General features: G+C 41.1%; 21 protein-coding genes. 15 read left to right on the top strand and 6 right to left on the bottom strand.

Features of this window, described 5'->3' with window-relative positions:
- Positions 1-98: 98 nt before the first annotated feature.
- Positions 99-1,028: a hypothetical protein gene (locus C1712_RS08895; protein ID WP_102268539.1), complete on the top strand. Its 930-nt coding sequence runs from the start codon at positions 99-101 to the stop codon at positions 1,026-1,028.
- Here the strand turns inward: C1712_RS08895 and C1712_RS08890 are convergent.
- Both C1712_RS08890 and C1712_RS08885 read right to left on the bottom strand, forming a co-directional pair.
- Entirely contained in the window at positions 1,012-1,281 is a 270-nt protein-coding gene (locus C1712_RS08890) for a DUF1294 domain-containing protein (protein WP_102268538.1), read from the bottom strand. The two genes, C1712_RS08895 and C1712_RS08890, sit on opposite strands and share 17 nt — an antisense overlap.
- Positions 1,269-1,826, bottom strand: a complete 558-nt coding sequence (locus C1712_RS08885) for a CYTH domain-containing protein (protein ID WP_102268536.1) — start codon at positions 1,824-1,826, stop codon at positions 1,269-1,271. The genes C1712_RS08890 and C1712_RS08885 overlap by 13 nt, the downstream gene beginning before the upstream one ends.
- 55 nt (positions 1,827-1,881) lie before the next feature.
- Here C1712_RS08885 and C1712_RS08880 point away from each other — a divergent pair, with 55 nt between their 5' ends.
- From C1712_RS08880 to C1712_RS13270, 10 genes are all read left to right on the top strand, one after another.
- Positions 1,882-2,661, top strand: coding sequence for an NAD kinase (locus C1712_RS08880; RefSeq protein WP_102268534.1), 780 nt, complete (start codon positions 1,882-1,884; stop codon positions 2,659-2,661).
- A 55-nt stretch (positions 2,662-2,716) separates the two neighbouring features.
- Entirely contained in the window at positions 2,717-3,277 is a 561-nt protein-coding gene (pth, locus tag C1712_RS08875) for an aminoacyl-tRNA hydrolase (RefSeq protein WP_102268532.1), read from the top strand.
- 7 nt (positions 3,278-3,284) lie between these two features.
- Positions 3,285-6,710, top strand: coding sequence for a transcription-repair coupling factor (mfd, locus tag C1712_RS08870; RefSeq protein WP_102269835.1), 3,426 nt, complete (start codon positions 3,285-3,287; stop codon positions 6,708-6,710).
- Between the two features lie 9 nt (positions 6,711-6,719).
- A complete protein-coding gene (locus C1712_RS08865) occupies positions 6,720-7,265 on the top strand; it encodes an AbrB/MazE/SpoVT family DNA-binding domain-containing protein (RefSeq protein WP_102268530.1) in 546 nt (181 codons plus the stop codon).
- Positions 7,266-7,286: 21 nt separating this feature from the next.
- A complete protein-coding gene (locus C1712_RS08860) occupies positions 7,287-7,559 on the top strand; it encodes an RNA-binding S4 domain-containing protein (RefSeq protein WP_102268528.1) in 273 nt (90 codons plus the stop codon).
- 120 nt (positions 7,560-7,679) lie between these two features.
- Positions 7,680-8,219, top strand: coding sequence for a rubrerythrin (gene rbr, locus C1712_RS08855; RefSeq protein WP_102268526.1), 540 nt, complete (start codon positions 7,680-7,682; stop codon positions 8,217-8,219).
- A 148-nt stretch (positions 8,220-8,367) separates the two neighbouring features.
- Entirely contained in the window at positions 8,368-8,670 is a 303-nt protein-coding gene (gene yabP, locus C1712_RS08850) for a sporulation protein YabP (protein WP_102268525.1), read from the top strand.
- Entirely contained in the window at positions 8,670-9,113 is a 444-nt protein-coding gene (yabQ, locus tag C1712_RS08845) for a spore cortex biosynthesis protein YabQ (RefSeq protein WP_102268523.1), read from the top strand. Before yabP ends, yabQ begins: the two co-directional genes overlap by 1 nt.
- A 7-nt stretch (positions 9,114-9,120) precedes the next feature.
- Positions 9,121-9,375 carry a septum formation initiator family protein gene (locus C1712_RS08840; protein ID WP_102268521.1) on the top strand — a complete coding sequence of 85 codons (255 nt, stop codon included), beginning with the start codon at positions 9,121-9,123 and terminating at the stop codon, positions 9,373-9,375.
- A gap of 235 nt (positions 9,376-9,610) precedes the next feature.
- Entirely contained in the window at positions 9,611-9,760 is a 150-nt protein-coding gene (locus C1712_RS13270; protein ID WP_146003327.1) for a HipA N-terminal domain-containing protein, read from the top strand.
- A 65-nt stretch (positions 9,761-9,825) separates the two neighbouring features.
- On the opposite strand, the gene C1712_RS08830 is transcribed toward C1712_RS13270, so the two are convergent.
- Complete coding sequence (locus C1712_RS08830) at positions 9,826-10,188, bottom strand: winged helix-turn-helix transcriptional regulator (RefSeq protein WP_102268518.1); 363 nt, start codon at positions 10,186-10,188, stop codon at positions 9,826-9,828.
- Positions 10,189-10,407: 219 nt separating this feature from the next.
- Between C1712_RS08830 and C1712_RS08825 the strand changes: the two genes are divergently transcribed.
- From C1712_RS08825 to C1712_RS08815, 3 genes are read left to right on the top strand one after another with little or no spacing between them, the layout of a single operon-like run.
- A complete protein-coding gene (locus tag C1712_RS08825; protein WP_102268516.1) occupies positions 10,408-10,974 on the top strand; it encodes a flavodoxin family protein in 567 nt (188 codons plus the stop codon).
- Positions 10,975-10,989: 15 nt separating this feature from the next.
- Positions 10,990-11,523 (top strand): nitroreductase, encoded by a 534-nt coding sequence (locus tag C1712_RS08820; RefSeq protein ID WP_102268514.1) that lies wholly within the window; start codon positions 10,990-10,992, stop codon positions 11,521-11,523.
- A gap of 3 nt (positions 11,524-11,526) precedes the next feature.
- Entirely contained in the window at positions 11,527-12,126 is a 600-nt protein-coding gene (locus C1712_RS08815) for a TIGR04076 family protein (protein ID WP_102268512.1), read from the top strand.
- A gap of 183 nt (positions 12,127-12,309) precedes the next feature.
- Here C1712_RS08815 and C1712_RS08810 read toward each other — a convergent pair whose 3' ends face one another.
- Positions 12,310-13,350: an HNH endonuclease gene (locus C1712_RS08810; RefSeq protein ID WP_102268510.1), complete on the bottom strand. Its 1,041-nt coding sequence runs from the start codon at positions 13,348-13,350 to the stop codon at positions 12,310-12,312.
- Positions 13,351-13,475: 125 nt separating this feature from the next.
- Here C1712_RS08810 and C1712_RS08805 point away from each other — a divergent pair, with 125 nt between their 5' ends.
- A complete protein-coding gene (locus C1712_RS08805; RefSeq protein ID WP_102268509.1) occupies positions 13,476-14,162 on the top strand; it encodes an AT hook domain-containing protein in 687 nt (228 codons plus the stop codon).
- Between the two features lie 64 nt (positions 14,163-14,226).
- On the opposite strand, the gene C1712_RS08800 is transcribed toward C1712_RS08805, so the two are convergent.
- Together C1712_RS08800 and C1712_RS08795 are read right to left on the bottom strand one after the other, a co-directional pair.
- Positions 14,227-14,787, bottom strand: a complete 561-nt coding sequence (locus C1712_RS08800; RefSeq protein WP_102268507.1) for a chromate transporter — start codon at positions 14,785-14,787, stop codon at positions 14,227-14,229.
- On the bottom strand, positions 14,784-15,329 hold the full coding sequence (locus C1712_RS08795; protein WP_102268505.1) for a chromate transporter: 546 nt from the start codon (positions 15,327-15,329) through the stop codon (positions 14,784-14,786). Before C1712_RS08795 ends, C1712_RS08800 begins: the two co-directional genes overlap by 4 nt.
- Positions 15,330-15,387: the final 58 nt, after the last annotated feature.

The raw sequence follows: 15,387 nt of genomic DNA, 5'->3' as shown, positions 1-15,387 counted from the left end.
TTTGTTGACAGTGTGATAGATGTGCTAAAATAAAAATAGAAAGAACAAACAGAGCACCTTGTTTTCTTTACAGGGAAAGATGGAAAGGAAGTGATGATATGGCATCGATCGCTTATGTAACCGATCAACAAATGATTGAATTTCATCGCTTAAACGGCAATAGCGAGATCAATTTTTGGCGACCTTCCTCTTCAACCAAAAAATTTGCGGATTTTCATGAAGGAGATTTTCTATTCTTTTTGGCAAAAGGAACAGAAAGAGGCAGAAAAAGAGAAAAAGGAATTGTCGGATACGGTATTTATCATAAATCCACACAGATGAAATTTGAACAGATGTGGAGAAAGTATAAAACGCTAAATGGATATCCAAGCAAAAAAACACTATATGAAGCAATCGTAAAAGTCAGTAAAACAAAGAAAATGCCAGAAATTCTAAACTGTCTTGAATTAAAGCAGGTCGTCTTTTTCCAATCACCGCTCTATTTAAGTGACATCGGTATCAAAATATCCAATCAGTTAGAAAGTTATATCTATTTAGATCGCAGCCATACCAATATCACTTCTCGTATCTTGGCGGAAGCTGAAAAGATCGGCATTGACGCATGGAGCAGTATGTATCATGAAAAAGACAGCATGCGCTTTCAATATGACGCTTATAGCAGCGTCGTATCTTCAACACTGGAAAAAATACACGAGCTGACCTATACCGGAAAAGAATTGCAAAACGCCGCAAAACTGATAAGGATGTATCAAAAAAACATAGAAGGGACAAGCGATCTGATCAGTAAAACCTGTCTGCTTCATTTTCATAAAAATAAAACCGATATTTGTATGCCGCTTCTGCCAAACGATCTCAATCTTTGTAAGGCGATGATTGCACAGGCATTATGGCTCTTGCATGAAGTCGATCAAAATTTTCCAGATCGTTTGAACACTTTGTTTTTTATCAGCGAGAAACCACTAAAAAAGGAACTGCAATCGTTCCTTGAAGCATTAAAGATCCAAACGGTTATTATGAAACAGCCTTAGATAAGACGAAAAACAGGAAACAGTGAAACAGGATAAAACAAGGAAGAAGGAAAGTGAATTTCCTTTTCTTCGTCTTATGATGAAATAAATACATGCCGATCCAAGCACCAAACGCACCGCCGCAAACAGCACATCCCAACAAAGAAGACTCACGATAGCGCCATTTGCCATGGCGGGCATGTTGTTTATCAAGTCCCATAAACAAGAAAGCCATGCTGTTTATAATGAGATAATAAAGGATCAATCCTTGCATAATGCATCCATCGCCCGTTTGATCTTAGAGTCACAGTTTTTCTCATAGGAAAGGTGGATCGGTGCTAATATCTGGTTGAACTGCGTCAATCCATCGTGTGCTTTCGTCCATTCATATTCAATTTCATAATCACACTGATCACCGTAATAATTGATGTCAAAACATAACTCTGCATTTGGAAGATGTACGATCCCGCGCTTGGTCGTAAGCTGACACAGCATTTGAAACGGACCGTGAATGCCATGACTGCTCAACAGCTCGACAATCTCCTCATGATTTTCAAGCGTCGTTATCTGATCATTAGGAACAAAACATTCAAATTCCTGTAATCCTGCTTTACCGGGAAGCTTTAAGGTAAACAGAAATTGCTGTTTCACTTCCCGAATCCGCATTGCGCCCTTTAACTGCTTGACCGCAAGATCCGCTGTATCAAAATAGGTGTTGGTCTGAGTTTGGAAAGACACCCCGGGGTAGTATTTTAATAAAGTTTCAAACTGCTCTTTACTGACTAAGCATTTATATTCTTTTTCAATATTGAAGTTCATCTGCGCTCACCTAGGAATTATGATACAATAAGTAAGGAAGAAAAGGAAGTGGATCATGAATAAATTTGCACTTGTAGTCAAACAGGATGATCATTCACATCATATCGCTGCCAAAATAAAAACGGCGCTTTGTGAAGGCGGCTGGACCTTTGATTTAGAAAAAGCGGAGCTGGTAATCTGCGTTGGCGGAGATGGTACGATCTTGCAGGCGGTACATCAGTATATGGATCAGTTGCAAGATGTTCAGTTTCTCGGTGTCCATACAGGAACACTTGGCTTTTTGACCGATTACACCCAAAACGAATTAGAAGAGGTCATACAGGCGATCTTGACCACAGAACCGGAAGTTTATGAAAGCAAACTGTTGGAGATCACCGCTTATGGAAAAGAAGTAAAACGCTACTATGCGTTAAATGAGATGCGCATTGAAAATGTCATACGCACGCAGATATTGGAAATTTCCATAGATGAAGAACCATTTGAAATATGTCGCGGAAGCGGGGTTTGTTTAAGTACACAGGCAGGTTCAACCGCATATAACCGCTCTTTGCGGGGTGCTGTCATCGACAGTGGATTGTCGATCATGCAGTTGTGTGAGATTACCGGTATTCAAAACAGTCTGCATCGTTCCTTAAATGTGCCATATATCATGACAGACACTCGAACGGTTGCTTTCCGTTCTCATACCTTTGATGAAGCAACCTTATGTTATGACCATTTACATGCTTCGTTGGAAGGAATAAAGAAAGTAACCTGCCGTATGAGCAATAAAAAAGTTGTTTTCTCAAGATATCGTCCATACAGTTATTTGAAGCGTTTGAAAAATTTATATTAAACAGTCAGTTTTGGGGAATAGATAAACTAGCATGTTCAAAAGGAGGAGATAAGATATGAAACTGATCGTCGGTTTAGGAAATCCGGGAAAAGAATACGAAGCTACGCGTCACAATACCGGATTTATGGTGATAGATGAAATTGCCAAAGCATTAAATATTACTGTCAATCAGAAAAAACATAAAGCTTTGATCGGAAAAGGCATCGTACAAAATGAAAGTGTAATGCTCATGAAACCACAGACTTTCATGAATCTTTCCGGAGAAGCAGTGCGTGCGGCAGTGGATTTCTACCATTTGGACCTAGAAGATATTTTAATCATTTATGATGATCTGGATTTGCCGGTCGGCAAGATCAGGCTGCGGGAAAAAGGAAGCGCCGGCGGACAAAACGGCATGAAAAATATCATTGCACACCTGCATAGTCAGGAGTTTAACCGTATTCGTGTCGGTATTGGGAAAGATGCTAATATTCCGGTCGTTGATTATGTATTGGGAAAATTCCGCAAGGAAGAAGCAGAGGCGCACCATCTAGCCATAGAACAGGCAAAACAAGCGGCTATTGAAAGCATCAAAAGGCCATTTAATGAAGTGATGAGCCGTTATAATGGAAAGTAGGCAGCGTATGAATCAACTGCTGAAATTACTTGCGCATGATCCTGCTGTAAATGCCATTCTTCAAAAAAAGAACTGCTTAGGCAATCTCGGACTGCAAGAAGAAGCATTGCTGCTCGCTGCGGCCTTTCAACAAAAACCACGATCGTATTTCATCGTAAAACAAAACTTATATTCAGCACAGAAACTTTATGAGCGTTTACGCCCCCTCCTAAAGGAACAGGTGCTGCTTTTTGCCATGGAAGAATCACTGCGGGTAGAAGCGATTGCGGCATCACCGGAAATGAAAGCAGCACAGGTAGAGACATTAAATCGGATCCTTGATCCAAGCGCGAAGATCATCATTACGCATACCGGGGCATGTATGCGCTATTTACCTGATCCAGAGAGTTTTCGATCCCATTGTCTGCACATAGAAACAGGCATGTGCTTGGACTATGATCAAATGAAGCAGCTGCTGTTTGAAGCAGGATACCAGCCGGTATCCCGAGTGGATCAGCCGCTTTGTTATGCCAGCCGCGGCGGCATCATCGATGTGTTTTCCATTAACCACGAAGATCCGATCCGTATTGAATTTTTCGATAATGAAATTGATACGATTCGTTATTTTGATATTCATACCCAGCGTACGAAACAGCTGCTGCAAGCGGTAACCATCATTCCGGCAACGACACTGCTGCTGGATGAAGAAGAGATCGCGCAGATCGTTGAAAAGGTGAATCATCAATTACAAAAGCAGATGACAAAAGAAAAAGACAGTTCACTGGAAGAGCGCATCAATGATGATCTCGATCAGATTGCCAATCATATGGATGAACCCTTTATCTACCGCTATTTTACCTATAAAAAAACGAATGCTTCGCTATTTGACTACGATCCGCGCGCGCTTGTCATCTTATCCAGTGAAGAAGAAGTAAAGGATGCGGAAAAAAGAATTCAGGAAGAAACGATCGCTTATCTGCAAGAGCTTGCGGAAGAAAAACAAGCGCTGGCGACATTTACCCATTTCCATGATCTCCATACGATCATCGCACAGCGGGAAGTCATTACCTTCGGTTTATTTTTGAATTTCAAAGATCCGAACAGCAGCGGTATTGTGAGCGTGACACCACCGGATCTGATCTTTGAAAAGATCATGGAGGAAATCAGTTTAACCGCAAAAAAACAAACTGTGCTCTTATCCGTTAATGAAAAACATAAAGAACAGATCAAACAATATTTGAATGAGCATTTGACCCCTTATCAGGAAATAGATGAGGAATCACCTTTTACATCCGGTATCTCTTTCTATCCGGGAATCTTTGGCGAAGGCTTTTCCCTAGCAGAAGAACAGATCGTTTGTTACAGTGACAAAGAACTGTTCCACGAAAAAGTGAAACTGGGAAGATACCATAACAAATTCAAAGAAGCAGAAGTTTTACATAACTATATGGAACTGGAAATCGGAGACTACATCGTGCATAATCAGCATGGAATCGGTCAGTATATGGGAATCGTAACGAGAGAAAACGATGGTGTCCATAAAGATTTCCTACACATCATCTATAAAGGAAACGATGAACTGTTTGTACCTTTGGAACAGTTTAAGCTTGTCCGTAAATTTGTATCGAAGGAAGGAGCACGGCCTAAGCTCAATAAACTGGGCAGCGGTGATTGGGAAAAGACAAAAAAACGGATCAGCGAAAACATCAAGGAACTGGCAGAACGATTGATTCACTTATATGCCGTCAGAGAAGAACATATCGGTCATGCCTTTTCCAAAGACAGTGTTTTTCAAAGACAGTTTGAAGAAGATTTCCCATATGAATTAACGGCAGATCAAGAAAAAGCGGTAAAAGAAATTAAAGCAGATATGGAATTAGATAAACCGATGGATCGCTTATTATGCGGAGATGTCGGTTTCGGTAAGACAGAAGTGGCGATTCGTGCCGCATTCAAAGCAGTCATTGACGAAAAGCAGGTTGCTTTCCTTTGTCCGACTACCATTCTTTCGCAGCAGCACTACCACACCTTTCGTAAACGCTTTGAAAACTATCCGGTACAGATTGCCGTGCTGAATCGCTATGTAGAACCGTCTTTACAAAAAAAGATCATACAAGATGTAAAAGCAGGAAAAATCGATATTTTGATCGGTACACATCGAATCTTGTCGAAAGATGTCAGTTTCCACGATCTCGGTTTACTGGTCATTGATGAAGAACAGCGCTTCGGTGTTGAACACAAAGAGAAAATAAAAGAATTAAAAAACAGCATTGATGTGCTGTCCCTGAGTGCAACGCCGATTCCGCGTACATTACAAATGTCTTTGATCGGTATCCGTGCACTGTCACAGCTTGATACACCGCCGCAGAACCGTATGCCGGTACAGACCTATGTGATTGAAAAGAATATGCATGTCATCAAAGAGGTCATTGAACGAGAATTGGTAAGAGAGGGACAAGTATTTTATTTATACAACAATGTCAAAGAAATCTACCAGGTTGCCGCAAAGTTAAAAGAACTGATGCCGGACACGACGATCGGTGTTGCGCATGGGCAGATGCAAAGGGAAGAGATCGAGGATGTGATGATGCGCTTCATCGACAATGCCTATCAAATATTAGTATGCACGACGATCATCGAAACCGGTATCGACATTCCCAATGCCAATACGATCATCATCGACCAGGCAGATCGTTTCGGCTTATCTCAGCTTTATCAGATCAAAGGCAGGGTCGGCAGGAGCGATCGGCTTGCCTACGCATATTTGATGTACAGTCCGCAGAAGCAGATGTCGGAGATTGCGATGAAACGATTAAAATCGATCAAGGAATTTACCCAGCTGGGAAGCGGCTATAAGGTGGCAATGCGTGATTTGACCATTCGCGGCGCCGGAGATATGCTGGGCGCAAAACAGGCAGGTTTCATCGACACCGTCGGGATTGATATGTATATTGAAATGTTGAATGAAGCAATACAGGAACAAAAAGGCATCATTAAGGAAGAACCGCCGCAAATCAAAAAGGCAAATGCGAAGCTGGACGCTTATATCCCACAGCAGTTTGCCCCGGAAGATATGGAAAAGATTACGCTGTATCAGCGAATGGACACGTTAAAAACAAAAGCGGATCTGTTGGCTATGCAGGAGGAAATCAAAGACAATTACGGACGATTGCCGAAATCCGTACAATTATTGTTTGAGAAAAAGCGATTGGAGATTTTGATCAACGAACCGCACGTATTCCGTTTCCAGGAAAACGAGCGTAATATTCTGCTGGAATTTGATGAAGCATGGAGCGCACAGGTAGACGGCGTTGCTTTATTTGAAAGAATGACGACGATTTCAAGAGACATTAAGATCCGCTATGCAGAAAAGCGTATCAAGATGAATCTTACAAAGACAAAAGAATGGCTATCGGTCGTGATCGAAATACTAGAAGCCTGTGAAAAGCAGTAAGTCGTGCGTATGAAGTTTTCAAATCAGTCAATACTATTCTTGAAAAAAGGAGTGTTTGATTTGAAAGCAACAGGTGTGGTTAGAAGACTAGATGAGTTGGGCAGACTGGTGATCCCCAAAGAGATCCGGAAACGATTTCAGATGAAGGAAGGAGATTCTATCGAATTTTATATCGTAGATAATCAGATCATGATTCAAAAATTCGAGCCGCTTTCTCAATATCTGAAAGAGATTAAACTGATGTGTGAAACACTGGCGCAGATGAGCGGAAATGAAACTTTTTTCGTGCAGGAAGAATATTTGAAGCATTATATGCGGGAAGTACGAAGTGAGTTTATTTCCAAGTGTCAAAGCGTACATCGCATGACGATGTTCCAGGATTATCCCATTTATCAGGAAAATGAGCGATACAGCGGGGTAATCTGTCCTATTTCTGATTATGGAGAGTGGATGGGTGCTTTTGTGATGGTATGTAAAAGCGGTAAGGAAAGTGATTTACAGCTTGATGCGCTCAAGGCGTTTACACAGTTGTTATTGAAAAAGCAGGGTGGATAAGAATAAGAAGGAGAAGAAAATATGAGATTGGATAAATATTTGAAGGTTGCACGCATCTTAAAAAGAAGAAGTGTGTCAAAAGAACTGGCGGACTCACAGCGCGTATATGTGAATGGACGAATTGTCAAACCCAGTACCGAGATCAAGGTCGGTGATGAAATTCAGATCCTGTTTGGCAACCGGGAACTGCGTGTGCGCGTACGTGCTATTGAAAAGCAAGTGAATAAAAGTGCGGCTGCCGAATTATTTGAGATCATAGAAGAACGGCGGATCGAACAGAATGAAGTCGCTTAAGCGAAATAAAAGCAGAAAAGATAGCCAGATGCTTGTATCCGATGATAAGCAGTGCTATAATATCATTGTCAAGAATCATTCTCAATAACGAGAACATTAGGACAGAAAGAGGTAGATAAAATGAACTTAAAAGGTACGAAAACAGAACAGAATTTGATGGATGCTTTTGCCGGTGAAAGCCAGGCGCGCAACAAATACACTTTCTACGCTTCAAAAGCAAAGAAAGACGGTTATGTGCAGATTGCCAATATCTTTGAACAGACTGCAAACAATGAAAAAGAACATGCGAAACTGTGGTTCAAATACCTGCACGGCGGTGCAGTGCCTAGCACAGCAGAAAACCTGAAAGACGCAGCAGCAGGTGAAAACTATGAATGGACCGATATGTATGACCGCATGGCAAAAGAAGCACGCGAAGAAGGCTTTGTTGAAATTGCCGAAGCGATGGAAGGCGTATTGAAGATCGAAAAGACACATGAAGAACGCTATTTAGCGCTGTTAAACAATGTGGAAGACGGTACGGTATTCGCAAAAGCAGAAGAAACAGTTTGGGAATGCCTGAACTGCGGACATTTACATACAGGAAAAACAGCACCGGAAGTTTGCCCGGTATGTAAGCATGCACAGTCTTACTTTGAAGTACGTAAAGAAAACTACTAATTGACAAAGAGCCTGTTATGTTCTCACAGCATAGCAGGTTTTTTTGCGCTGATCATTTTAAGAAAATAGGATCAAACCCTATCGTAAAGATACCTTGATAGAATAATTGTTTTCTTCTTCTCATACAATGAAGCGAGGAGGAAAACTAATGGAAGAAATCAATAACAGTCCGATACGTTTTGAAACCAACCCGTATCACAATATCGTATTAAAGGATCGCAAAATATTGGAAATCACCGGGGTAAAGCAAATCGACAGCTTTGATTCCAATGAGTTTTTAATGGAAACCGCACAGGGTTGGCTGGTTGTAGAAGGAAAAGAGCTGACACTTGGGAAACTGGATACAGAACGCGGTGATGTCAGTATCCGTGGACTAGTTGAAAATATGTCTTATATTTCCAATAAGAAGAGCGGCGCCCGTGAATCTGTATTCTCTAAGCTGTTTAAGTAATGTTGCTTTCTGTTCAGGTACAAACACTTTGTTATTATTTGTTAATGGGCTGGCTGTTTGCGCTGGGCTTCTCTTTGGTCGGTTTTATTTTTGAAAGAAGGTTCCTGTATCGGCTGAAAGGAATCATGGAAGTGCTATATGGAATTGGATTTACTTTGCTTTTATATCGAGGTTTGTTTTATTTGAACGGCGGGTATTGCAATATTTATCTGCTAGGACTGTTTTTATGTGGTGCATGGCTGTTTTATCACTGGTATTATCCAGTCGTACTTCCTTTTTATGAGTGGATCTATCACCTCTTTCTTCCGCTTCGTCGTCTACTTGTTCTTGTCAAACGCAAAATATTTGGTATAATGAAAGTACACAAACGAAAACGAGAAAAGAGGAAACAGGATGCAAAGAGAAAACGTGAAGAAAAGAAAAAGCAAAAAGAAAAGCAGTAGGTTCTTAATGAGTTCCTGTCTGTTTGCGATTTCTTTATTTTTGTTCTATCAGATTGCGATCGAGGTTTCCAATATGTTTGCCTTGAAAAAAGATATTGCAAATTCAACAGATACATTGAATGAGATCAAGGAAGAAAAAGAGAGTCTGGAAAAAGAGAAGGAAAACTTACAAGATCCGAATTTTGTAGAGAATTATGCCAGAGGGAAGTATATGGCTACAAAGGACGGAGAACAGGTGTTTATTTTACCTGATGACAATTAGCGAGAAGAAGGAGCATAGGTTCCTTCTTTTTTATGTATAATTAAAATTTTTTGAGATAAAGATGCTCTATCACAGGATATACAGATACAAATATTTGCTGCGAAGAAAAGGCTATTTTGTGGCTTCGCTTTGTTCGCGAGCTTGAACAAGGAAAAGAAACAGTGCGGATGGATAAAGTGAATCAAGCTCTTTCTATGTTTGATATGGAGGCGGTTCCCGGAAAGAAGGATGCGTAATGGAAGCATATAGAATCGCATATGTTTATGTTCGGGATAGCTTTGCCGGAACTTTGAAGGAAACGGATGTAGGATATTCTTTTCTTTATGATCGTACTTATCTTACAGATAAAAACACGGCACCGGTAAGCCTTACTTTGCCGATATAGGCGGAGGCTATCTGCACATGATCAAGGTTTTTTAGAAGTGAAAGGGGATCTTTTCCCGGTTATAATCAAAATATATCGTCTTTGTGATCTTGTCCCCAATGACAGAAAGCATCGAGTACAGGCTCAAGTGTTTTGCCGCGAGGGGAAAGACTGTATTCGACTCTTGGAGGTATTTCGCCGTAATCTTTGCGGATAATCAGACCGTCCGCTTCTAATTCTTTCAAAGCCTTTGTTAAGGAACGATAGGTCGCGGTTTCCATCTTCCTTAATAATTCGTTGTAGCGAGTAGGTCCATTCAGTTGTAGGCAATACAAAATAGGCAGTTTATATTTTCCCTGTATCAAAGATTTCGTATAATAAAATCCTGTATTTTTTATTCCATTAGCAGCGAAAACACTTTTTTCTTCCTGTAAGTTTTGTTTTTTCATAATAGTTCTCCTAATGATATTACTATACAAAAGTATAGTATCTGCAATAAAATATCGTACTTGTTATCAATATATTACTATGATACATTTTATTTATAAAAAAGCAAGGTATTTAGGAGGAATGGAAAATGAAATAAGCGCATAACTGTTATGAAAAACAGATGCTATTTGTTTGGTGTTTGAATAGGAAGAAAATTTAGAGAGGATGGTGGATTGAGGATGAAGATCGCAGTATTATGGTCGAGCCCTAATACAGATGGACTGACAGCCGCTGCAAAAGATCAATTTTTATCGGGGCTGCAAAAAACAGATGCAAAGATTGAGGAAATTCATCTAAATAAGCTTCAAATAGAGCATTGTGAGGCCTGTGGCAGAGGCTGGGGAAGCTGTGCTGTAACTGGGCAGTGCTGGAAAAAGGACGACTTTTCAAATGTATATGAAAAATTGGTGCAGGCAGATGGAATTGTATTGGTATCGGCCGTATATTGGCATGATATAACAGAATGTATGAAAGCTTTTCTTGATAGGCTTCGCAGATGTGAAACCGCACATAATCATTTTCTGAGCGGGAAACGATGTATTTTGATCGCCTGTGCAGGCGGTACAGGACTAGGCGCAATCGAGTGTCTGCATAATATGGAAGAAACGCTGAAGAACATGGGCATGCGCGCCTATGATCGTATCCCTGTTATCCGTTATAACAAAGAATACATGCTTCCTGCACTTGTCGCAGCAGGGGAAATGTATGCAGAACGGATCGTCAGTGGATTTGATATGCAATATTGATTGGAGGAAATAAAAATGAGTAATGTATTAAGCGCAATGAAAGAAAGAAGAAGTATCCGCAAATATAAACAGGATAAGATACCGCAGGAAATTCTCGATCAGATCATTGAAGCCGGACTATATGCCGCAAATGGAATGGGGTATCAGAACACGATCATCATTCAAGTTACAAATAAAAAAGTAAGAGATGAAATTGCGGCGCTAAATGCGGAAATCGGCGGTTGGAAAAAAGGCTTTGATCCGTTTTACGGCGCACCGGCAATGCTGATCGTCCTTGCAAAAAAAGACTGGCCGAATCGTGTGTATGATGGCAGTCTTGTTATGGGGAATTTAATGCTTGCGGCACATGCGTTAGGAATCGGAAGCTGTTGGATCCATAGGGCAAAAGAAGAATTTGAAACGGAATGGGGAAAAAACTTCTTGCGCTCACTGGGAATCGAGGGTGCATATGAAGGCATCGGACACTGTGCGATTGGGTATGTAGAAGGAAATTACCCGAAAGCAGCACCGAGAAAAGAAAACAGAGTTTTTTATGTCAAGGAGGACTGAATAATGCTGCACAAAGTAAAACTGACCGTTATTGATAAAAAGTTATATCCACAACTGCAGGAACAGTATTGCGCAGATAAAAATGCAGGCATGTGTCCCTGCTATCATGTAGGTGATGAATTTATTTTTGAACGCTATGGTACAGCTGATGATTTCTGGCATATGGGATTAAATACATTGAAGCAAACGGCGTATACCGGCAGCGGCATGATAGCAGGAGCCGCATTTCCGCACTGTTCAGAAGCATGGGATGCGATCTCTCGCTATATTTATACAGGCTTGCAGGGCGGCTCTATTATGCGAGGCTGGATGAAGGATGAACGTGTCATGATAGCCTGTTGTTCAGATGGTACTAGACCGGTTATTTTCAAAATTGAAAGAATGGATTATAAGGTGATTGATATTGATGGAATACACAGTGAAAATGACAAGGATCAGATCAAGAGCACATTGGAAACGATTGCCGGTGTAAAACAGGTTGTTTTCTGTGAAACCTATATAGAAGTATATTTGCATCAGAATGTAGAGGATGCGATCTTAGAGCGTGCAGTACAGGAATGCGGTGCATATCGTGTTCTCAAAATAGATGGCGATCAAAAATGATTCCTGGTAGATAAGGAAAAGGATGAAATAGATATCATGAAAACAGAACGGATAAACTGTTCTGTTTTGTATTTATGATCGCTCAGGCTGTCTTACCTTTATCCAGCACGTCAAGACAGCGCCAATATCAGATAATGAGAAGCAGCTCCTGCAGGCAGATGGAATGTGAAAACAAGTAATCGTTCATTCCTTTTCATGATTAAAGATATGGTTGAGATGATAGGCCAAAAACTGCTTTCTGACATCGGTCAGATACCGAATCGGCAAACGATAATCCGGATCTAGCTGATAATGTGAAAGATCATGTTTCAATAGTGCTTCACTGAAAATGATCTGTCCGTTTTCTAAAAAAGAGAAGTAGCCCTGATCAAATAAGAAGTCGTGATTTTTACAAAGTAAGATCCCGTTTTGATAATCAATCGTTTCATAAATGTGCGCACAGTCACGAAACGGACGAATATGACTGGCAATTAACAAATGTGGGATTTCCGCATGACAGAGCGGACAGCGATGATCAAATTCATGGAATAACGTATCCTTGTAAAAAGCCTGCAGGCCTCTGGTAACTTCACGATCCTTAGGGATGCCTTTCACCGGCAGGATCCGTAAAATTTCCGATCGCAAAGGATAATCGATCATTTCCAGATCTTCGTTTCTCATTGAAAGAGAATGGCTGCGTGCAAAGATCAGATAATCGGCATAATGTGCGCAAAGGATCGTTGAGAGCAGGACCTCCTGTTCTTCATATTCCTTTATCTGTAAACGTATATCAGCCAACAAGTTCGGCTGAATGCGATAAGTATCACCAAGCTGTTCATAAAAGGACGAATCTAAAAATAAATCAAACAGCAGATCGTCTTTGAGATAGTGTCGAATCTCATAAAGCGGCATCGGTTCATTATCGTCGCAAAGAGCAAAAAAGCACTCCCGGTAATAAGGAATTTTTAAGGTCAGTTCCAGCAAGGCAAGCGATTCTAATAAAGAATGATGCGGACTGCGTACAAAAACGGCAGCACAGGGCACCAGATCAATGCCGGCAGCGCTTTGCTTTAATAGATCAAGTCGAAGCAAAAAGTGAAAAAAAGCTTCGAGTTCTTTCTCATTTGTTTCATATGAAAAATGAGTCTGCTTCATCAGTGCATCCTTTAATGCAACTAGAGAAATGCCGTTAATTTCGACATCGTCGATAAACTGCAATAATTCTTTTACGGTCGCCTTATTCATTTTATCACCTGCTTATAAGCCTATTATACCGCAAAATTACAATTATTTTCGGATCTGACAGCATTTTGTACCATTCGACATTGCAGAAGATTACAATGTAAGTAATTAAGGAGTGTGAACAAATTATGAAAGGTCCGGGTATTAAAGATTACTTAGCCGTAATTGACCAATTAAAAAAAGAAGCGATACGAAAGGGAGAAAAGAAACTGACGATTACCTCAAAGGCGCTGCATGCGAAAGTATCGCCGGAACATGCGACGATGCCTACTTGCTGCCAAGCTATTTATAAACGCATGCTGGTAGGCGATGAGATCCTGCAAAGACCAAAGGGAACGACTGGATTTGGGAGCCATTTGACGGTGTGCTTTGATTTATGTGATCTGGATGGGCGTGAACGGATGTTCCCGAATAAAAAGCGCGGACGGCCGGCAAAAAGTGAAGAAGAAAAAGCAGCGGCGCGCAAAGCGAAGATGCGTCACAATACTGAAAATTTAGGGCTGCTGATCGCACGGTGGCTGGAAGAACACGGTTGGAACTACATTATTGAAAAAGAACGTATTGAAGCAAGCAAAGAAGAAAAAAGATGGGTGATCAATGTGCAAGGCATTCGCCGCGGCAGAAAACAGACGTTACCGGTCAAACTGTCAGAAGCGATCAAGCTGATGGATCGGGAGGATACCCATTACAGCATTGCTTTTAACGATTCCATCGCTTATCGCCGTCAATGGAACGAAATTCCGCAAAATGTCAAAGAACGTCTGCATGTCAGTGTGATTTTAGCTGATCGCAAAGGCAATATCGTAGAAATATAAAAAGAAAACACCGGTTTCGTATCTGAACAAGCAAGATCAGATCAAAAGCACGGTGTTTTTATGTTTAGAGCTGCAATACGATACCGACAACCGCCATCAAGCAAATGATGAAGATCGGGTGCGGCTTGTATTTACGATTGATCAAATAACAAAGAACAAATAATGCGACTGCGATATAGTTGATATAGGCAAATGGATTTTGTGAATCAGCATCCATATGAAGCAAAGAGCTGATAAAGATACCGGATGCGGCAGTTACGATCAATGCCGCAACCGCAGGACGAAGTCCATAGAAAAGAGACTGTATCACTTCGCTCTCTTTGAATTTCTTTAATATTTTCGCAACGATGCAGATGACGATCACACTTGGGGCAACCAGACCGATCGTCGTTGTGATCCCGCCAATGATCCCGCCGATATGAAAACCGACATAGGTCGCCATATTGACACCGATCGGACCGGGGGTCGATTCAGAAACCGCGATCATGCTGGAAAGCATCTCGATGGTAAACCAGTGATAGCGCTCTGCTAATTCCGTTAAAAAGGGAATGGTGGCTAAGCCGCCGCCGACTGCGAATAAACCAACCTTAAAAAATTCAAAGAACATTAACAATAATTGACTCATGCGGATGCTCCTTTCCGCAGTTTTACCATTACGATCCCGCTGATTCCTGCTAATACTACGATCATAACGGTAGAAACGGAAGTAAAATAAGAAAGCAGCAGAACAGCGCCGAATACGCACCATCCGAACTGATCACGAATCCCGTTTTTTGCCAATTTGATGATCGCTTGAAAGACCAGTACACAGACAGCGATCTGAATGCCTGCCAAAGCATGCTGCACGATCGGATACTGTGCGAAGTTTTGAAGCAGGGAAGCGATCAGCATAATGATGATCAAAGAGGGGAAGATCACCCCAAATGTCGCGATGATCGCACCTAAGATGCCTTTTCGATAAAAACCGACAAAGGTCGCCACATTGACCGCGATGACCCCGGGCGTACACTGCGCAACGGCATAATAATCCATGATCTCTTCTTCGCTCGCCCATTTATGTTTTTCTACGATTTCTTTTTGAATCAGCGGCAGCATCGCATAGCCTCCGCCGAAGGTAAATCCGCCAAGCTTAAAAAAAGTTGTAAACAATGTCAGATATTCAGACATAGCATAGCCCACCTTTCTCGACATAACAGGAATATTATACTATAAATTCATGAAAAAA

Source organism: Massilicoli timonensis, from assembly GCF_900199515.1.
Classification (GTDB): Bacteria; Bacillota_I; Bacilli_A; order Erysipelotrichales; family Erysipelotrichaceae; genus Massilicoli; species Massilicoli timonensis.
The sequence above is the reverse complement of the archived record's forward strand: the minus strand, read 5'-3'. Positions and strand labels throughout refer to the sequence as shown.